The organism is Ornatilinea apprima, assembly GCF_001306115.1.
In the GTDB taxonomy this organism is placed as follows: Bacteria; Chloroflexota; Anaerolineae; order Anaerolineales; family Anaerolineaceae; genus Ornatilinea; species Ornatilinea apprima.
On record NZ_LGCL01000015.1, the window covers coordinates 300,465 to 316,086 of the forward strand.

Consider the following 15,622-nt stretch of genomic DNA (forward strand, 5'->3'; position numbering starts at 1 on the left):
ATATCCAAATAAAGTTGGAAAGTCACAAAGTCCTATCCAGGTGATGGTATCAATATGCGACGGCATCACAAAGTGATAGTATCACCAGGAGATGAGTTCGGCGTTGCGATCATCTTGAAGCGGCAGGGAAACCAACGCGGTCGAACCATCCCTTTTCGAAGCCATGTTCAAAACATATTCCCAGTCAGACAAAAAATGTCTGAACTCGGCAAGAAACATCCATTCCCATGGATGATCCATTCCCTTCGATCACAGGATCAACGGTCAACCCTTGCGCGCAAACGGGCACTCCATCCCCCACCCATTTGTCTGGCATTATTTTAGCATAATCGTTAGGCGCGATTCAATCATGCTGCAAAGTCGTGATCAAAATCCATGACAAATGTCAGCGTAGAGAGCGGCCACGCACTTGGCTGGCAGGTCAAATCTGCCGGGGCGTCACCCCTTTTCATATTATTGGCACTCAAAAAGAATATGAGTATCTTCTTAAGCAAAAAAACACCACCCACAGGGGTGGTGTTTAAGTCTGTCTGATGATCTTTCAGAGTTAGATTTCTGAAGGCAGCGCCGGCAAATGAGAGATGCCGCGCATGCGCCGCTCGCTCTGGCGCGCCAGCAAAATGATCTTATCCATCACCTTCCGGGAAACGCCCCGCACCAGGTCGCGGTCTTCCACGTCGCCCTGGAAATTCATGGGGTGCCCAATGGTGATCGAATAGGGGCCTTTCAGGTACCAGTACCCCACCACATCTTTATCCCCGGAGCGGGAGACAAGCTGGGTGATTTTTTGCTCTTCCAGGTGCAGGCCAATCGGAATAACCGGCGCGCCGCTGGCCAGCGCCAGGCGGGCAACCCCCGTGCGCGGCTGGTGAAAACCGCCGCCGCGCGGGCTGATCGCGCCTTCGGGGAAGATTAAAACCGTGCGTCCCTTGTCTAATAACCGCATAGCCTGGTCAATGGCTTCCTGCCCACGCCCAGGGATCACCGGAATGTGCCCAGAGCGCGCCAGGTAGGTGCCAAAGGGTTTAACCTTGAACACCTCTTCGGCAATCAGAATGCTCACCTGATGCCGGGCCGCCAGAATCACCAAAAAGGGGTCGCTGACGCTAGGATGATTGGCCGCTAAAATCTTCGGGCCGGCGGGCAACACCGCAGTCTGGTCAATATCCAGGTCTAACATCAGCTTCGAATAGGCTGTAATGGTCGGGCGGGTTAACCAATAAAGCATTTTCTCTAACATATGGGTTTCGATCTCCTTATTCAATCCACCGCCTGTGCCCAAACCGCGGGCGGTGTTTTTATTCAACCTCGTACCATCTTACCGGGTATCCAGAGTTTCGCTGAGTGCCGCGCGACCTATTTCCACTTCGAAAGAGTGCTATTCTATGCATGACGCTGTCACGCGCTGGTCATAGTGACCGGATGCTGTACTGAAGGTTATAACCGCCCCGGGCAAAGAAAGTTCTTCTTTTTTTCCCGCTCTTATCAAACTCTTAATTTCCACGCCGCTTCCCCCAAACCGCTGCCAGGTGGGTACAACAAAAGCGCGCCCAGAGAGAGAAACTTCTCAGGGCGCGCTGCGATTAACTTCGGTTGGCTATTCAGCGTGCGGCTCCGGCGTCAGGCGGTTGCGGTTCTGTTTTACATATAACTGAAATTCGTTCGCGTCAAAGCCCTCTGCCCGGTAAAGCCGCCCCCAACTGGTGTAGGTGATCAAATTGGGCATGCCCGGCCGGGGCGCCGCCACCAGCTTAATGGTGCCCGTCTCGCGCGCCACACCCGCCCGGCTCATACTCTGCTTGATCTGCTCTTTCAGCGACGCGCACGCCGCCTCGTCCACCAACTCACAGTTGTAATACACCACTACATGCCCGTGCTCCAGGTTATGCACCAGGGCCTCGTCCGGCGGGGCCACCTCATAGAAGCCCGCCTCAGCCGGCTGGTCATAATGCTGCCCGGAAGTCGGCGGATCGCTGTTATAGTCCACCGCTTTTTGCCCATCGGGAATATGCTCGCGGCTGGCAATGGGGTAGGCTTCCCCCAGCATCGGCGTGGATTGAAGCGCCTGGAACACCAGAAAGCTCACCAACAACACTGTCACAACGCCGCCGCCAGCCAACCCCCAGGGGATGCGGGTCTTTTGCGTTCGGGCGCGCTCTTTCGCAGACCGGTTCACTTGTTTGGATGTCATCTTCATTTCTCCTTGGCTTGATCACTGCTGACCAGATTGCATGCAGCCTGACTGGACAAACAATTCGGATAAATTTTATCTTATTATTTATACCCTCTTTTTCACCATTTTTCCAGCGTCTTGCCCAACAACCGTTCCCCCATCCACACCGATAGGCGTGCTGCCCCCCCAAAAAAGCTGTGAGAGGCAGATGCCGATTATGTACAATTTTCTTCCCCGCCATCCCTTGACGTCCCGCCTGATCTTCGTATAATAGTTCACAATGTAAACTATTAACTATGTTAACTAAATCACCAACCATCGCTTTGGAGAAACTGTGACCTCAAACGAACAAGTTCAACCCGATAAACCCTTACAGCACGTCATCTGGGAGACGGTGCCCCTGCTCGCCCGCCAGATTCACCAGCAGGCCGACCGCGCCATCTTGCAGGAATATGAAATGACGCGCTCGCAGTTCCACGTTTTGCTGCAAATCTCGCACGGACGCAACACCATCAGCAGCCTGGCCAATCAAGACAGCATCAGCCTGCCGGCCGTCAGCCGCCAGGTGGATGAACTGGAACGCAAGCGCCTCGTCACCCGCCAGCGCGACCCGCAAGACCGCCGCATTGTGCACCTCGCCCTCACCGATGAAGGCCGCCAGCTCAAAGAGATTATTCGCGCGCGCGTCCTCGAATGGTTGACCAGCGTGGTGGAACCGCTTTCCCCAGCCGAACAAGAGTCCATCCGCCAGGGGTTGAACCAACTGGCCTCCATCTTTACCGATGAGACCAACACCTGTCCGCACTGCCACAAACCCGAATAATGGAGCCATGCTGAATGTCTGAATTATTAAAACTGGGAACATTTGGAAAAAAATATTGGAAATCCGCCGTGCTTTCGCTGGCGTTGATGTCGCTGGGTGTGGGCGCAGACCTGGCCATTCCGGCCCTGCTGCGGCGTCTGGTAGACCAGGGAATCACCCAAAAAGACATGAGCGCGGTGATCACCACCGCCTTGATCATGCTCAGCGCGACGATTGTCTCCACCTTCTTCGCGTTAGGGAACAACCTGCACTCCATCTTGTTCAGCGAAGGCTTTGCCCGCGACCTGCGCTCGGCCCTCTTCGACAAGATTCAAACCCTCTCGTTTGGCAACCTGGACCGCCTGCGCACCGGGCAGCTCATCGTGCGCCTCACCAGCGACGTGCATCTCGTCCAGCTCATCTGGCAAATGTCACTGCGCATCGGCGCGCGCGCCCCCCTGCTGCTGATTGGCAGCCTGGTGTTGATGTTCATCACCAGCCCCAGAATGGCTCTGCGCATCATTCCGCTGATGCTGGCCCTGGTGGCCCTCATCGTCATTTTCTCGCCCACCCTGCAAAAGCTCTTCCGCTCCGTTCAGCAAAAGCTCGACGCGCTCAACAACGTGCTGCAAGAGAACCTGGCCGGCATTCGCGTGGTGAAAGCCTTTGTCCGCTCTCGTTACGAAAACCAGCGCTTTGATGTCGTCAATCAAGACCTGACCCAAAAAAACATTTCTGTGCAACGCTGGATGGCCGTGCTGATGCCCACCCTGATGAACTTCGTCAACATGGGCATCGTGGCTGTCATCTGGTTTGGCGGCATCGACGTGATCAACGATCAGCTCACCGTGGGCCAGCTGATGGCCTTCACCAACTACCTGCTGTCCGCGCTCTTCCCGGTGCTGATCGCCTCCATGCTGGTCGGCTCCATCGCCGCCGCCGAAGCCTCGGCCGGGCGCATTAACGAAGTGCTGGAAAGCCAGCCCGAGATTCAAAACCAGCCCGACGCCGTGGAGGCGCACAGCCTGCGCGGCGAAGTGGAATTTGAGAATGTTACCTTCCAATATAACGGCAACGAGGCCGACCCCGTGCTGCGCGGCATCAACCTGAAGGTGCAGCCCGGCGAGACGATTGCCATTCTCGGTTCCACCGGTTCGGGTAAGTCCACCCTGGTCAACCTGATCCCGCGCTTTTACGAGGCCAGCCAGGGGCGCGTCCTCATCGACGGCAGAGACGTGCGCGACTTTACCCACGAATCGCTGCTCACCCACTTTGGCATCGCCCTGCAAGAGACGGTGCTGTTTAGCGGCACCATCCGCGACAACATCCGCTACGGCAAGCCGCAAGCCAGCGATGAAGACGTGATCGCTGCCGCCAAAGCCGCCCAGGCGCACGAGTTCATCGAATCGCTGCCCAACGGCTACGACACTCCCGTCGAACAGCGCGGCACCAACCTCTCTGGTGGGCAGAAGCAACGCATTGCCATCGCCCGCGCCCTGCTGGTCAAACCGCGCATTCTCATTCTCGATGACAGCACCAGCGCAGTGGACGTGGACACCGAAGCGCACATTCAAGACGCCCTGCAAGACCTGATGCGCGGGCGCACCAGTTTTGTCATCGCCCAGCGCATCAGCACCGTGCTCAGCGCCGACCGCATCATCGTGATGGACAACGGCCAAATCGCCGCCATCGGCTCGCACGCCGAACTGATCCAAACCAGCCCCATTTACCGCGAAATCTACGATTCCCAATTGGGCAACGGAGGTAAAAACTCATGACCACAGCCCCAGTCAGCCCCCCCATTGCTCCCCGCCGCGGACCCTCCCACGGCGGCCCAGGCAACCCCATGGCCGGCCTGCAAAAACCCAGAGACGCGCGCATCGCGGTCAACCGCCTGCTGGCGTACCTGCTGCCGCACCGCGCCGCGCTGATCGGGGTCTTTGCCCTGACCCTCTTCTATACCGCCTTTTCTCTGGCCGGCCCCTACCTGATGGGCGTCGCCATCGACCAGTTCATCGCCAATAAAGACCTCTCTGGCCTGGGGCGCGTGGTTTTGCTGATGCTGGGCGCGTACACCGTCGCCTGGCTGTCTCAGGTGTTTGCCGACTTTGTGATGGCCGGCATCTCGCAAAAAGCCCTGCAAAAAATCCGTGAAGACCTCTTCCGCCACCTGCAAACCCTGGAGCTGCACTTCTTCGACCAGAATCCCCACGGCGAATTGATGAGCCGCCTGACCAACGACATTGACGCCATCAACCGCGCGGTCTCGCAGAACGTTACCCAGCTTATCTCCAACGTGCTCACCGTGATCGGCATCATGGTGATGATGCTGGTTTTGAACGTGTGGCTGGCGCTGGCCGCCCTGCTCGTGATTCCGCTGATCATGCTCCTCACCGCCCGCATTGCTTCCAGCACCCGCAGCGGGTTCCGCGACCTGCAAAAAGGCCTGGGCGACCTGAACGCCACCGTGGAAGAAACCATCAGCGGCCAGCGCGTGGTTACCGCCTTTGGCCGCACCGAAAGCGTGCGCAGCGTTTTCAATGAGAAGAACGAATCTCTCTACCACGCATCCGTCAAGGCCAACACCCTGGCCTTCTTGATGATGCCCATTACCAACGTTATGGGCAACCTGGCCGTGGCCATTCTGGCCAGCCTGGGCGGTGTGCTGGCCATCAACGGCCTGATCACGGTGGGCGCCATCGCGGCCTTCATTAACTATACGCAGCGCTTCATGCAGCCCATCCGCAGCATGGCCAACCTCTACAATACCATCCAATCCGCCCTGGCCGGCGCGGAGCGCGTCTTCGATATTCTCGACCGCCAGCCTGAGCTGATGGACGCCCCCGGTGCCACACCCCTGGAGCAGATCAAAGGCGACGTGCGCTTTGAGAACGTCAACTTCCACTACGTCGAAGGCGTGCCGGTGATCAAGAACATGTCGCTGCACGCCAGCCCCGGCCAGACCATCGCCCTGGTGGGCCCAACCGGCGCGGGCAAAACCACCATCGTCAACCTGCTCACCCGCTTCTATGATATTCAGAGCGGCAGCATTCAAATTGACGGGCGCGCGATTGACCAGGTGCAAAAAGACAGCCTGCGCCGCCAGTTGGGCATCGTGCTGCAAGACACCTACCTCTTCACCGGCACGGTCATGGAGAACATCCGCTACGGGCGGCTGGACGCCAGCGACGAAGAAGTGTACCAGGCCGCACGCCTGGCCAGCGCAGACACCTTCATCCACCGCCTGCCGCAGGGCTACCAGACCCAGCTCAGCGAGCGCGGCAGCAACCTCAGCCAGGGGCAGCGCCAGCTGCTGGCTATCGCCCGCGCCATTCTGGCCGACCCCGCCATCCTGATTTTGGATGAAGCCACCAGTTCAGTCGACACGCGCACCGAGGCCAAAATTCAAAAAGGCCTGCTGGAATTGATGAAAGGCCGCACCAGCTTCGTCATCGCCCACCGCCTCAGCACCATCCGCGAAGCCGACCAGGTACTGGTGATCAAAGATGGCGAGATCATTGAGCGCGGCAGCCACAATGAACTGCTCGACCTGGGCGGATTTTACAACCACCTCTACCTGAGCCAGTTCAAAGGCCAGGTGGCCGTCTAAACCGAAAATGATGTGAAACCAAGAGAGTCTGCTGGCTTCAGCAGGCTCTTTTTTGTTATCAAGCAAATGGGAGTATATTAAAAACGTGTTCTTTGTGTAGGATGGCGTGGAGGGCGGACAATTTTCTTTGCGCCAAAACCACTACGCATCCGCCCGCAACCCACCACCGATCAAAACCCGGTGGGGTGCAGACGGGGCATATTTACATGATTCTTGTAGGTCGGGTTGAGGGCGCAAAGTCCGAAACCCGACAAAAAAACAACGCCTATGTAGGGTGGTGTGGAGGGCGGACAATCTTCTTTACACCAAACCCACCTCGCTCCCGCCCGCAACCCACCACCGATCAAAACCCGGTGGGGTGCAGGCGTGCATATTAGGAGAATCTTGTAGGTCGGGTTGAGGACGCAAAGTCCGAAACCCGACAAAAAAACCATCGCCGTTGTAGGGTGGTGTTGCGGGCGGTGAATCTTCTTTGCGTCAAAACCACTACGCATCCGCCCGCAACCCACCCGCCTTTAATCTTCCTCCCCGCCAAACCTGCTATACTGAAACCAACAGCCTGTAGTGAAAGGCGCTTTCCATGGTTTCCCCCACTCAAAACAAAAAGTGGGCGGTGCTTTCCGCCCTGATCCTGTTTGGTGTCAACGGCCTGGTACTGATTCTGATGGAAATCCCCCATGAGTGGAGCCTGCCAGCCTGGTTCCGCGCGTTAGCCGGTGCATTCATGATCGTCGAGTTGCTGGTCGCCCCGCTGGGGCTGTTCCTCGGCTGGCTGGCGGGCTTCCCGCGCTGGGTCTTCCCCTACGCCACTCAGGCCTTGCTCATGTCCTTCTATATGCATAACGTGGCTACTCCCGGTCTGAAGATTTTCAGCTATACCTTCGGGCCACGCGACCTGTGGTCCTGGCGTGCCTGGCTGCCCTTGGGCCTGGCCTGCGCCGCCGCGCTGCTGATCACCCGCTCGCTTGAGCCGCTGAAGCAAGCCTTCCGCCAGGTGGAAGCCGACTCTTCTGTGCTGGCTTACGCCTATCTGGGCTGCCTTCCACTGTTCATCGCGGTCAATTTTGACGAAATGGACCGCCTGTATTCGTTCTATTTCATGCTGGCCTTCACCGTCATCCTTTTGGTCACCAGCGTCCTGTATGTGTGGATCGAGGACCGCAAGGCTCACAGCCGGGTATTGGCTGCCGGCGGCACGCTGATACTGCTCGCCATCCCCATTGGCGTGCACCTTTACTGGACGCGCACCTTTGGCGTCAACGAAGCCGTGTCCGTTGCCTGTTTCTCCACCCTGCTGCTGCTCTACCTGCTGTGTTTCACCCCCATCTTCTTCCCGCCGCCCACCCGCAAAACCCAGGCGGGTTAACCCTGCTTTTCTTCTTCCTCCGGCCAGTTAAAATTGACCACCTGGTTGTAATTCAGCACGCGCGGCAGCACCCCGTCAAAATGCAGGGTGGTGATCGAGGCGGTGAAGGTCAGCAGGCGCTGAAAATCGTTCAGCGCCATATTGAGGTAGTGCGCGGTCAACAGCCGCACCACGTCGCCGTGCGTGAAGCACGCCACCACGTCCTTTTCACCGGATTCAGCCGCCAGCCGTTCGATCTCCGCCACGGCGCGCTGCTGCACCTCCACCAGCGTCTCGCCGCCGGGGAAGCGCACGGCCTGCGCATCTTCCTGCACCTGTTTCCACAGCGCTTCTTTTTGCAAATCCGTGTAGCTCGCCCCCTGCCAGTCGCCAAAATCCACCTCGTTCAACCCCGCGAGCACCTGCACCTCCAGCCCCTTGGCTTGCGCCAGGGGTTGGGCAGTCTCCAGCGCGCGCTCCATCGGGCTGCTGTAAATGGCTTTGATCGGCGCGGCGGCCAGCGCGCTGGCAATTTCCTGCGCCTGGCGCTGCCCGGCCTCGTTCAGATGAATCGCTGGCAGGCGGCCGGCCAACCCTTTCTTTAACATGTCATTTTCACCATGACGGATGAGCAAAATGGTGGGCATGGTCTATTTTCCTTTTTGCGGCGGGCGTACGTGCCCGGGCAGCTGCGATTTCTCTTGTGAGGGTTTGCCTGCCGCTCCCGCCAGGCCTTCCTGCTGCTGGGCGCGCAGGCGGCTGACGCGCTCGCTGACCTCGGCCTCGTAGCCCTGATCGGAGGGTTTGTAGAATTGTGCCTGCACATCTTCCGGCAGGTAGCGCTGGGCCACAAAATGGCCGGGGAAATTATGCGGATACTTATAGCCCTTGCCGTGTCCCAACCCTTTCGAGTCGCGGTTGGCGTCCATCAGGTGGGTGGGCACCGGCCCCACGCCGTGCTGCTCAACATATTTCATTGCCTCAAAGATAGCCAGCGCCGAGTTGGACTTGGGCGCGGTTGCCAGGTAGAGGGTAGCTTCCGCAATGGGAAAGTAGCCTTCCGGCAGGCCGATATAGTCAAACGCCTGCGCGGCTGCCGTGACCACCACCAGCGCCTGCGGATCGGCCAGGCCAATGTCTTCTCCGGCCAGCACAATCAGACGGCGCAGAATAAAGCGCGGGTCTTCCCCGGCGGCCAGCATCTTGGCCAGCCAGTAGAGAGCCGCGTCGGGGTCCGAGCCGCGCACCGATTTGATGAAAGCCGAAATGGTATCGTAGTGTGCGTCGCCATTTTTGCCGTAGATCACCGCCCGGCGCTGAATGGACTCTTCCGCCGCCTCCAGGTCAATTTGCACATTCCCTTCCAGGTCGGCGGGCGTGCTTTCCACAGCCAGTTCCAGCGCATTCAGCGCGTTGCGCGCGTCGCCGTTGGAGAGGTTGACCAGGTGCTGAAAGGCCTCGTCGCTGATCTGCACGCTGCGCGATCCGTAGCCGCGTTCTTCATCGGCCAGCGCCTGGCGCAGAATGCGCGTGATCTGCTCTTCGCTGAGCGGCTCCAGTTGGAAAATGCGCGAGCGCGAAACCAGCGCCGGGATGACTTCAAAATAGGGGTTCTCGGTGGTCGCGCCAATCAGCATAATCATGCCGCTTTCCACGTGCGGCAGCAGCGCGTCTTGCTGGGCTTTGTTCCAACGGTGAACTTCATCCACAAACAGGATCGTGCGCGTCTGATACAGCTTGCGGCGCTCTTCGGCCTTGGCGATGACCTCGCGCAGCTGCGGCACCCCGGCCAACACCGCCGAGATGGTCTCAAAATGGGCGTGGGTATGCGCGGCGATCAACTGCGCCAGGGTGGTTTTACCGGTGCCGGGCGGGCCGAAGAAGATGATCGAAGAAAACAGCCGGTCGGCCTGAATGGCGCGGCGCAGCAATTTCCCTTCGCCAATAATATGCTCCTGGCCGATGAACTCTTCCAGGGTGCGCGGGCGCATGCGCGCCGCGAGTGGGGCTTCCTGGCGCATACGCTGCCGCATGGCGTGATCAAATAAATCGCTCATTCTACCCAGCCTGTTCGCTTCGGATGATACATCCATTCTACCATATAACAGATGTTCTATTTAAGAGGGTGTTTCCTATGGGTTGGTCCAGTCGGGAGTTATTCCTGCACTCGCGGCGCCGGTTGTACCAGCAAGTCGGCCAGCGCCAGTAGAGAGTTAACCCGCGCGTCGGGCTGCCCCGCGCTTGGGATGGTCATTTGCTCGGCATTGGGCACGCGGCGGGTGATCCACACGCTGGCCATGCCCAGTTGGTTGGCCCCCACGATATCCGCCGCCAGCGAATCCCCCACCATCACCGCTTCCTGCGGCGCGATCTGCCAGGCGTCCAGCGCCTGCCGAAAAATCTGCTCGTGCGGCTTGCGGAGTCCCACGTCCGCCGAGATGAGAATCTGCTCCAGGTACGGGCGGATGCCCGCTTTGTCGACCAGGCGCTGCGCGTCCCGCGCGTAGGCCGCGTTGGAAATCAATCCCAGCCGCAGCCCGGCTTGCTTGAGCTGGGTCAGGCAGGTGTGCGCGTCTTCTTCCACATTCCAGTGCTGCTGCGAAACCGCGTACATCGCGTCCAACACCGGCAGCAAATCATCATCGCGCGCACTGGCATAACCGCGCTCCAGCAACAGAGAGCGCAGCACATGTTCAGAAGTGTGTTCGATACAGTTCAGGTCGCGCTGCTGGTAATAAGCGTTGATGCGCTCACTGAACTCGCGTAGAAAGGCCTTTTCTTCGAGCGCGTAGCCGCGGCGCAGCAGCTCGGCCGTCAGCGCCAGGTATGAGCGCGCGTACACGTCCGGCCAGTAACCATTAAAATACATCAGCGTGTTGCCTAAATCAAAGAAAACGGCCTTAAAGCGCTGTTGTTGAAAGTCGACCCTGCTTTTCATCTCCCAAATAAACCTGTATTAATACCCCTTGTCAAAGTCGAATTGGTTATACAGCGGCAAACCGCTCAGATAGCGCTCAAGATTCACCATAAACAGTTCGGCTGCCAGGCGGTCATAATGCACGCTGCTGATGGCGATATGCGGCGTAACCAGCATATTGGGCAGCTTCCAGAAGACATGATTCTTGGGCAGCGGTTCTGTGGCAAATACATCCAGCGCTGCCCCGGCGATTTTCTTCGTCGTCAACGCGTCCACCAGCGCGGCTTCATCCACCACCCCGCCGCGGCTGATATCGATCAGGTAGGCGTTGGGCTTCATCAACTCAAATTCGCGCTTGCCGATCAGCCCGCGGGTTTGCGGCGTGAGCGGAACGGTAACCACCACAAAATCGCATTCCTTGATCATCGAGCCGCGCGCTTCCACCGGGTACAGGCGGCGGAACAGATTGCCTTCCGGGTCGCCCAGGCCGGGCGGGGTGTAACCGCGATCTTCGGGGTGCATCACATCGCGCTTGGCGGCCAGCACGGTTACATCGAACGGCTGCAGCAGGCGCGCCAGCTCGCGGCCGATGCTGCCGTAGCCGATAATTCCCACCGTGCTGCCGCGCAGTTCCTGAGGAACGTAGCGCTTCAAGCGGTCAACCGGCCAATCCGCGGCGGTCTGGTTTTCCACCAGCGCCGGAAGGCGGTGACCCAGCGCCAGCATCATCGCCAGCGCGAACTCCGCCAATTGGCCCATCGCCGCGCCGCTCATCGTGGTAACCGCCAGGTCCGCCTTGGTCAATAAGGGATACTCCAGCGCGTATTCAATGCCCGCCCAATGCAGCTGCAGCCAGCGCAGCGAAGGCATCGCGTCGGGTTGGGGAAAGTGCATATCCGTGTAGAACACTTCGCACTGCGCCAGCGCGTCTGCCGGCAGGTCTTCGGCCTTCTTCACGGGGGCCACGCGCACATTCAGCCGCGGAGAAACCGCCCGGATTCTTTCCACCAGCGTCTCTGGCCAGTCTTTGGTAATCAGCACCTCAATTTTGGAACCGTCTGCCATTTCGAGCACCTCCCAATACAATAACGCGCAGCCGCCGCTTTGGTTGCGCTAATTATGCCATGAAGCCTGTGGTTCGGGGAATGATTGTCGATGTTTAGCGGTAAATCCCCTGCGGATCCAGCTCTTCCCTCAAGATACGCAGCTCTTCTTGCGTTGGCGGTGGTGTAAATTTCACCTCGCGGGCCGGCCGCAGCTCCCAGCCGGTATTGGCCTGCGCCTGTTCCAGCGTGGCCCCCGGATGCAGCGCGGCTACCACCAGCTCGCCGGTCTCATCCGGCTCCAGAATACACAGGTCAGTTACCACCGCCTGCGGCCCGCCGCCGCGGATGCCCGCCGCCTCACGCTGCGCGCGCCCGCCCAGAAAACCGGCCGAGGTGCAAAAATCCACTTTTGCCGGGAAGCGCCGCTTTTGGTGCGGCGTCATGATGTAACAGCGGTTGGCCCAGGCGGCAATCTCCATCGAACCGCCGGAGCCGGGCAGGCGCACTTTGGGGTGCTGGTAATCGCCGATCACCGTGGCATTGATGTTGCCAAAGCGGTCAATCTGCGCCCCGCCCAAAAAGCCCACATCCACGTTACCGCGCTGCAAATACAGGCTGAAGATGTCGAACATGCCGCACACTTGGGTCGCCCCGCTCACCAGGGTGGGGTCGCCAATGGAAAGCGGCAGGCGCGCCGGGCGCGCTCCAATCACCCCCGCTTCGTAAATCATCAACAGGTTGGGGGCGTGCGTGCGCCGCGCCAGGTTGCAGGCCAGGTTGGGAATGCCCACCCCCACAAACACCGAATCCCCATCGCGCAGCAGGCGCGCGGCGTTGACAATCATCAATTCAGAGGCGGTATAGTCCATGTTAATAGGCTCCATAGTTGACCGGCGCGCTCCAGCGCGGGGCGACCTTCAGGCGCTCCAACGTGGCGGTGCCCAGTTTGGTCACATAGTCCGCGCGGTCTCGCGTGCCGTAGACCCATTCATCCAGGTACGCTTCAATCCCCTGACGCGTTTCCGAAATTTTATCCCAGGCCAGGTAAAACTCGTTGTCGCGGTCGTAATAGCCCTGTGTGTACGAAGGGTGGGCGCAGTAGGGCACATGGCAAACCGCGTCCACAATAAAATCGGGGATCAGGGTGCGGTTCGGGTCAGAGCGGATCACCGCTTCGTCCACAATCTCTTCGGCGGTGATAATCACATGCTGGGCGGCAAAAGCGGCCTCCTTTTGCTCGCCGATAATTCCCCAGATCTGCGCGTTGCCACGCGCGTCGGCGCGCTGCACATGCACAATCGCCACATCCGGGCGCAGGGCGGGCAGCACCACCACTTCGCCATCCGAGTAGGGGTCCTTCACCCGCCGGTATTGGGGATTGGCGCGCTCCAGGTCGCCCGCGGCGGTCTGGTTCATGGGCATAAAGGGCAGCCCGGCCGCCCCGGCTTGCAGGCGGGTGATCATGCCAAAATGCGAGTATTCTTCCCACTCCAGGCTGCCTTTTTCCAGTTCCTCGCGCACCATGTGCAGCGAGCCAACGCCGGGGTTGCCGGAATAAGAGAAGATCAGTTTCTTCGCGCAGCCGGCTGCCACCATCTGCTCATAGATCAAGTCGGGCGTGGCACGCGCCAGGCACAGGTCACGCCGCCCCTGGCGGATGATCTCATGCCCGGCGGCAAATGGAATCAGGTGCGTAAAACCGGCCGCGTACAGGCAGTCGCGGTCGTGCACCCATTGTTGAATAGCTTCTTGCAGCGAGCACAATTTATTCATAGCGTCCCTTTATGCGTGATCACTTGCTCTTTTTCTTCTGCATGCGCGACTTGGACCGTTCCAACTGCTGCTGGCGAATCCGCCGGATCATGGAAAAACGGCTCGACGGCTCAGGCGTTGGCTTGGGTCCGGCGCTTTTGAACAGCGCTCCCACCGCGATCAGCGCCACACCCGCCAGCAGATAGGCATAATTGCGCGCCTGGGCGATATCCGAGAACAAAAATAAGAGAATCCCCATCCCGCCCAGAATCAGCAGAAAAGAACCAAAACGGTTAAAAAAGTTCATAGCCTTCCCATGGTAGAAAACCAGCCGGTTCAACCACCCCTGCGGGCGCGAACCGGCTGGCCGTTGCTAGCAATTCAGGCCTTGCGCACGCGGGTGCGGATCTGCTCGCGCATATAAACCGGCAGGTAATGCCAGCCGCCCATATTTTTGCCAATCGCGCCCGAACCTTTCCACCCGCCAAACGGCTGGAAGCCCGGCCACGCGCCGGTGGTGGCCCCTTGCGGGCGGTTCATGTAGGTTACCCCGGCCTCAATCTTATCTTCAAACCAGGCCAGCTCGTCTTCCGCGCCGTAGAAGCCCGCCGTCAGCCCATAATCCACGTCGTTGGCCAGGCGCATGGCCTCATCCAGGCTCTGTACGCGCGCGATGGTGGCAATCGGCAGGAACATTTCCTGCTTCCACAGGCGGTGATCCAGCGGCAGCTCATCCACCAGAGTTGGCGCGACAAAATAACCTTTGGCCATCGCCCCTTCGGTCAGCACTTTTCCGCCGGTCAAAATTCGTCCGTGCTGGCCCAGATCGGTGCAGAAAGCCTGGTAGTCGGCATAGGCGCTCTTATTAATCACCGGGCCCATATATACATTGCGCTCGGTGGGGTCGCCCACCGCCAGCTTGCCGGTCAGGTTCACCAGCCGCTCCACCAGCGCGTCATAGACCGGGGCTTCAACGAATACCCGCGAGCAAGCCGAGCACTTTTGCCCCTGCAGGCCGAAGATGGAGCGCACAATGCCAATCGCGGCGTCGTCCAAATTGGCGTGCCGAGAGACAATCGCCGGGTTTTTGCCGCCCAATTCCAGCACAATCGGGCGGATATATTTGCCTTTGGCATAATCGCGGTAAATTCCCATGCCCACATCATACGAGCCGGTAAAGGTGATGCCGTTCACATCCGGGCTGTCGATCAGCGCTTGCCCCAGCGAGCGGCCGGGGCCGGTAACATAGTTGAACACACCCGCCGGAACGCCCGCGTCTCGCAGGCACTCGGCAATCATGCGCGGAACCCAGGGCGTATCGGTGGCCGGTTTCATCACCACCGTGTTGCCAGCCACCAGGGCGTGCGCCACCGGCCCGCCAGTGAGCGCCGCCGGGAAGTTGAATGGGCTGATCACCACCCACACCCCGTAAGGCCGTAAAACCGAGATGTTGGACACCTGGTAACCGGCCAGGGGATCGATGCCCATTTCTTTCACATACCCATCGTGCGCTTCCATCATCGTGCAGGCGTAGCGGTACAAATCAGCCGACTCAGCCACGTCGCCCAGCGATTCCATGCGATTCTTGCCCACCTCCAGAGCCAGCTTGGCCCCAATTTCAAACACGCGCTGGTTGATCAGGTCGGCAGCTTTGCGCACCAAAGCCACCCGCTCCTGCCAGGGTGTGGCCGCCCAGCCCGGGAAGGCCTTGCGCGCCGCCGCCAGGGCATTTTGGGCATCTCGTTCTGTGCCCTTCTGAAAAAACCCCAATACCCAATCGGTATGGATCGGGCTGCGGTCTTCCACTTTTTCCGCCGCAAAGTACTCTTCGCCATTAATGATCATGCCGTATTCGCGGCCAAGAGTGGCTTTTGCCTCTGCCAGCGCTTCATCAAAGCGTTGATGAAGTTCTTCAGGGGGGTTATACATGGTTGCATAGGTTAATTTGAAGGTTGTTTCTGCGGTCATTCGAGATCA

General features: G+C 59.2%; 14 protein-coding genes. 4 read left to right on the forward strand and 10 right to left on the reverse strand.

Going from position 1 to position 15,622, the window contains the following annotated elements:
* Positions 1 to 547: 547 nt before the first annotated feature.
* Both ADN00_RS04585 and ADN00_RS04590 read right to left on the reverse strand, forming a co-directional pair.
* Entirely contained in the window at positions 548 to 1,240 is a 693-nt protein-coding gene (locus tag ADN00_RS04585; RefSeq protein WP_075061769.1) for a lysophospholipid acyltransferase family protein, read from the reverse strand.
* A gap of 357 nt (positions 1,241 to 1,597) precedes the next feature.
* Positions 1,598 to 2,191: a DUF3105 domain-containing protein gene (locus tag ADN00_RS04590; RefSeq protein WP_075061770.1), complete on the reverse strand. Its 594-nt coding sequence runs from the start codon at positions 2,189 to 2,191 to the stop codon at positions 1,598 to 1,600.
* A 316-nt stretch (positions 2,192 to 2,507) separates the two neighbouring features.
* Between ADN00_RS04590 and ADN00_RS04595 the strand changes: the two genes are divergently transcribed.
* From ADN00_RS04595 to ADN00_RS04610, 4 genes are all read left to right on the forward strand, one after another.
* A complete protein-coding gene (locus ADN00_RS04595) occupies positions 2,508 to 2,996 on the forward strand; it encodes a MarR family winged helix-turn-helix transcriptional regulator (protein WP_075061771.1) in 489 nt (162 codons plus the stop codon).
* 14 nt (positions 2,997 to 3,010) lie between these two features.
* The gene (locus ADN00_RS04600) at positions 3,011 to 4,753 is read left to right on the forward strand and encodes an ABC transporter ATP-binding protein (RefSeq protein ID WP_075061772.1); all 1,743 of its coding nucleotides are present in this window, start codon (positions 3,011 to 3,013) and stop codon (positions 4,751 to 4,753) included.
* Positions 4,750 to 6,585, forward strand: a complete 1,836-nt coding sequence (locus tag ADN00_RS04605) for an ABC transporter ATP-binding protein (protein ID WP_075061773.1) — start codon at positions 4,750 to 4,752, stop codon at positions 6,583 to 6,585. The genes ADN00_RS04600 and ADN00_RS04605 overlap by 4 nt, the downstream gene beginning before the upstream one ends.
* A 580-nt stretch (positions 6,586 to 7,165) precedes the next feature.
* The gene (locus tag ADN00_RS04610) at positions 7,166 to 7,951 is read left to right on the forward strand and encodes a hypothetical protein (protein ID WP_075061774.1); all 786 of its coding nucleotides are present in this window, start codon (positions 7,166 to 7,168) and stop codon (positions 7,949 to 7,951) included.
* Here ADN00_RS04610 and ADN00_RS04615 read toward each other — a convergent pair.
* The 8 genes from ADN00_RS04615 to ADN00_RS04650 all read right to left on the reverse strand — a co-directional run bounded on the left by ADN00_RS04615 (position 7,948) and on the right by ADN00_RS04650 (position 15,613).
* Positions 7,948 to 8,577, reverse strand: coding sequence for a histidine phosphatase family protein (locus ADN00_RS04615; RefSeq protein WP_075061775.1), 630 nt, complete (start codon positions 8,575 to 8,577; stop codon positions 7,948 to 7,950). The two genes, ADN00_RS04610 and ADN00_RS04615, sit on opposite strands and share 4 nt — an antisense overlap.
* A gap of 3 nt (positions 8,578 to 8,580) precedes the next feature.
* On the reverse strand, positions 8,581 to 9,987 hold the full coding sequence (locus ADN00_RS04620) for an AAA family ATPase (protein ID WP_075061776.1): 1,407 nt from the start codon (positions 9,985 to 9,987) through the stop codon (positions 8,581 to 8,583).
* A gap of 98 nt (positions 9,988 to 10,085) precedes the next feature.
* Positions 10,086 to 10,868: an HAD family hydrolase gene (locus ADN00_RS04625; protein ID WP_075061777.1), complete on the reverse strand. Its 783-nt coding sequence runs from the start codon at positions 10,866 to 10,868 to the stop codon at positions 10,086 to 10,088.
* An 18-nt stretch (positions 10,869 to 10,886) separates the two neighbouring features.
* Positions 10,887 to 11,912: a D-2-hydroxyacid dehydrogenase gene (locus ADN00_RS04630; protein ID WP_075061778.1), complete on the reverse strand. Its 1,026-nt coding sequence runs from the start codon at positions 11,910 to 11,912 to the stop codon at positions 10,887 to 10,889.
* A gap of 94 nt (positions 11,913 to 12,006) precedes the next feature.
* The gene (locus ADN00_RS04635) at positions 12,007 to 12,777 is read right to left on the reverse strand and encodes a CoA-transferase subunit beta (protein ID WP_236691474.1); all 771 of its coding nucleotides are present in this window, start codon (positions 12,775 to 12,777) and stop codon (positions 12,007 to 12,009) included.
* Positions 12,764 to 13,666: a CoA transferase subunit A gene (locus ADN00_RS04640; RefSeq protein ID WP_075061780.1), complete on the reverse strand. Its 903-nt coding sequence runs from the start codon at positions 13,664 to 13,666 to the stop codon at positions 12,764 to 12,766. The genes ADN00_RS04635 and ADN00_RS04640 overlap by 14 nt, the downstream gene beginning before the upstream one ends.
* Before the next feature lie 19 nt (positions 13,667 to 13,685).
* On the reverse strand, positions 13,686 to 13,952 hold the full coding sequence (locus tag ADN00_RS04645; protein ID WP_075061781.1) for a hypothetical protein: 267 nt from the start codon (positions 13,950 to 13,952) through the stop codon (positions 13,686 to 13,688).
* A 74-nt stretch (positions 13,953 to 14,026) separates the two neighbouring features.
* Positions 14,027 to 15,613, reverse strand: a complete 1,587-nt coding sequence (locus tag ADN00_RS04650) for an aldehyde dehydrogenase family protein (protein ID WP_075061782.1) — start codon at positions 15,611 to 15,613, stop codon at positions 14,027 to 14,029.
* Positions 15,614 to 15,622: the final 9 nt, after the last annotated feature.

Bases quoted from the DNA above. Each gene is read 5' to 3' on its own strand.
- ADN00_RS04585 (WP_075061769.1), bottom strand. From the start codon at position 1,240: ATGTTAGAGAAAATGCTTTATTGGTTAACCCGCCCGACCATTACAGCC.
- ADN00_RS04590 (WP_075061770.1), bottom strand. From the start codon at position 2,191: ATGACATCCAAACAAGTGAACCGGTCTGCGAAAGAGCGCGCCCGAACG.
- ADN00_RS04600 (WP_075061772.1), top strand. From the start codon at position 3,011: ATGTCTGAATTATTAAAACTGGGAACATTTGGAAAAAAATATTGGAAA.
- ADN00_RS04605 (WP_075061773.1), top strand. From the start codon at position 4,750: ATGACCACAGCCCCAGTCAGCCCCCCCATTGCTCCCCGCCGCGGACCC.
- ADN00_RS04610 (WP_075061774.1), top strand. From the start codon at position 7,166: ATGGTTTCCCCCACTCAAAACAAAAAGTGGGCGGTGCTTTCCGCCCTG.
- ADN00_RS04615 (WP_075061775.1), bottom strand. From the start codon at position 8,577: ATGCCCACCATTTTGCTCATCCGTCATGGTGAAAATGACATGTTAAAG.
- ADN00_RS04620 (WP_075061776.1), bottom strand. From the start codon at position 9,987: ATGAGCGATTTATTTGATCACGCCATGCGGCAGCGTATGCGCCAGGAA.
- ADN00_RS04625 (WP_075061777.1), bottom strand. From the start codon at position 10,868: ATGAAAAGCAGGGTCGACTTTCAACAACAGCGCTTTAAGGCCGTTTTC.
- ADN00_RS04630 (WP_075061778.1), bottom strand. From the start codon at position 11,912: ATGGCAGACGGTTCCAAAATTGAGGTGCTGATTACCAAAGACTGGCCA.
- ADN00_RS04635 (WP_236691474.1), bottom strand. From the start codon at position 12,777: ATGGAGCCTATTAACATGGACTATACCGCCTCTGAATTGATGATTGTC.
- ADN00_RS04640 (WP_075061780.1), bottom strand. From the start codon at position 13,666: ATGAATAAATTGTGCTCGCTGCAAGAAGCTATTCAACAATGGGTGCAC.
- ADN00_RS04645 (WP_075061781.1), bottom strand. From the start codon at position 13,952: ATGAACTTTTTTAACCGTTTTGGTTCTTTTCTGCTGATTCTGGGCGGG.
- ADN00_RS04650 (WP_075061782.1), bottom strand. From the start codon at position 15,613: ATGACCGCAGAAACAACCTTCAAATTAACCTATGCAACCATGTATAAC.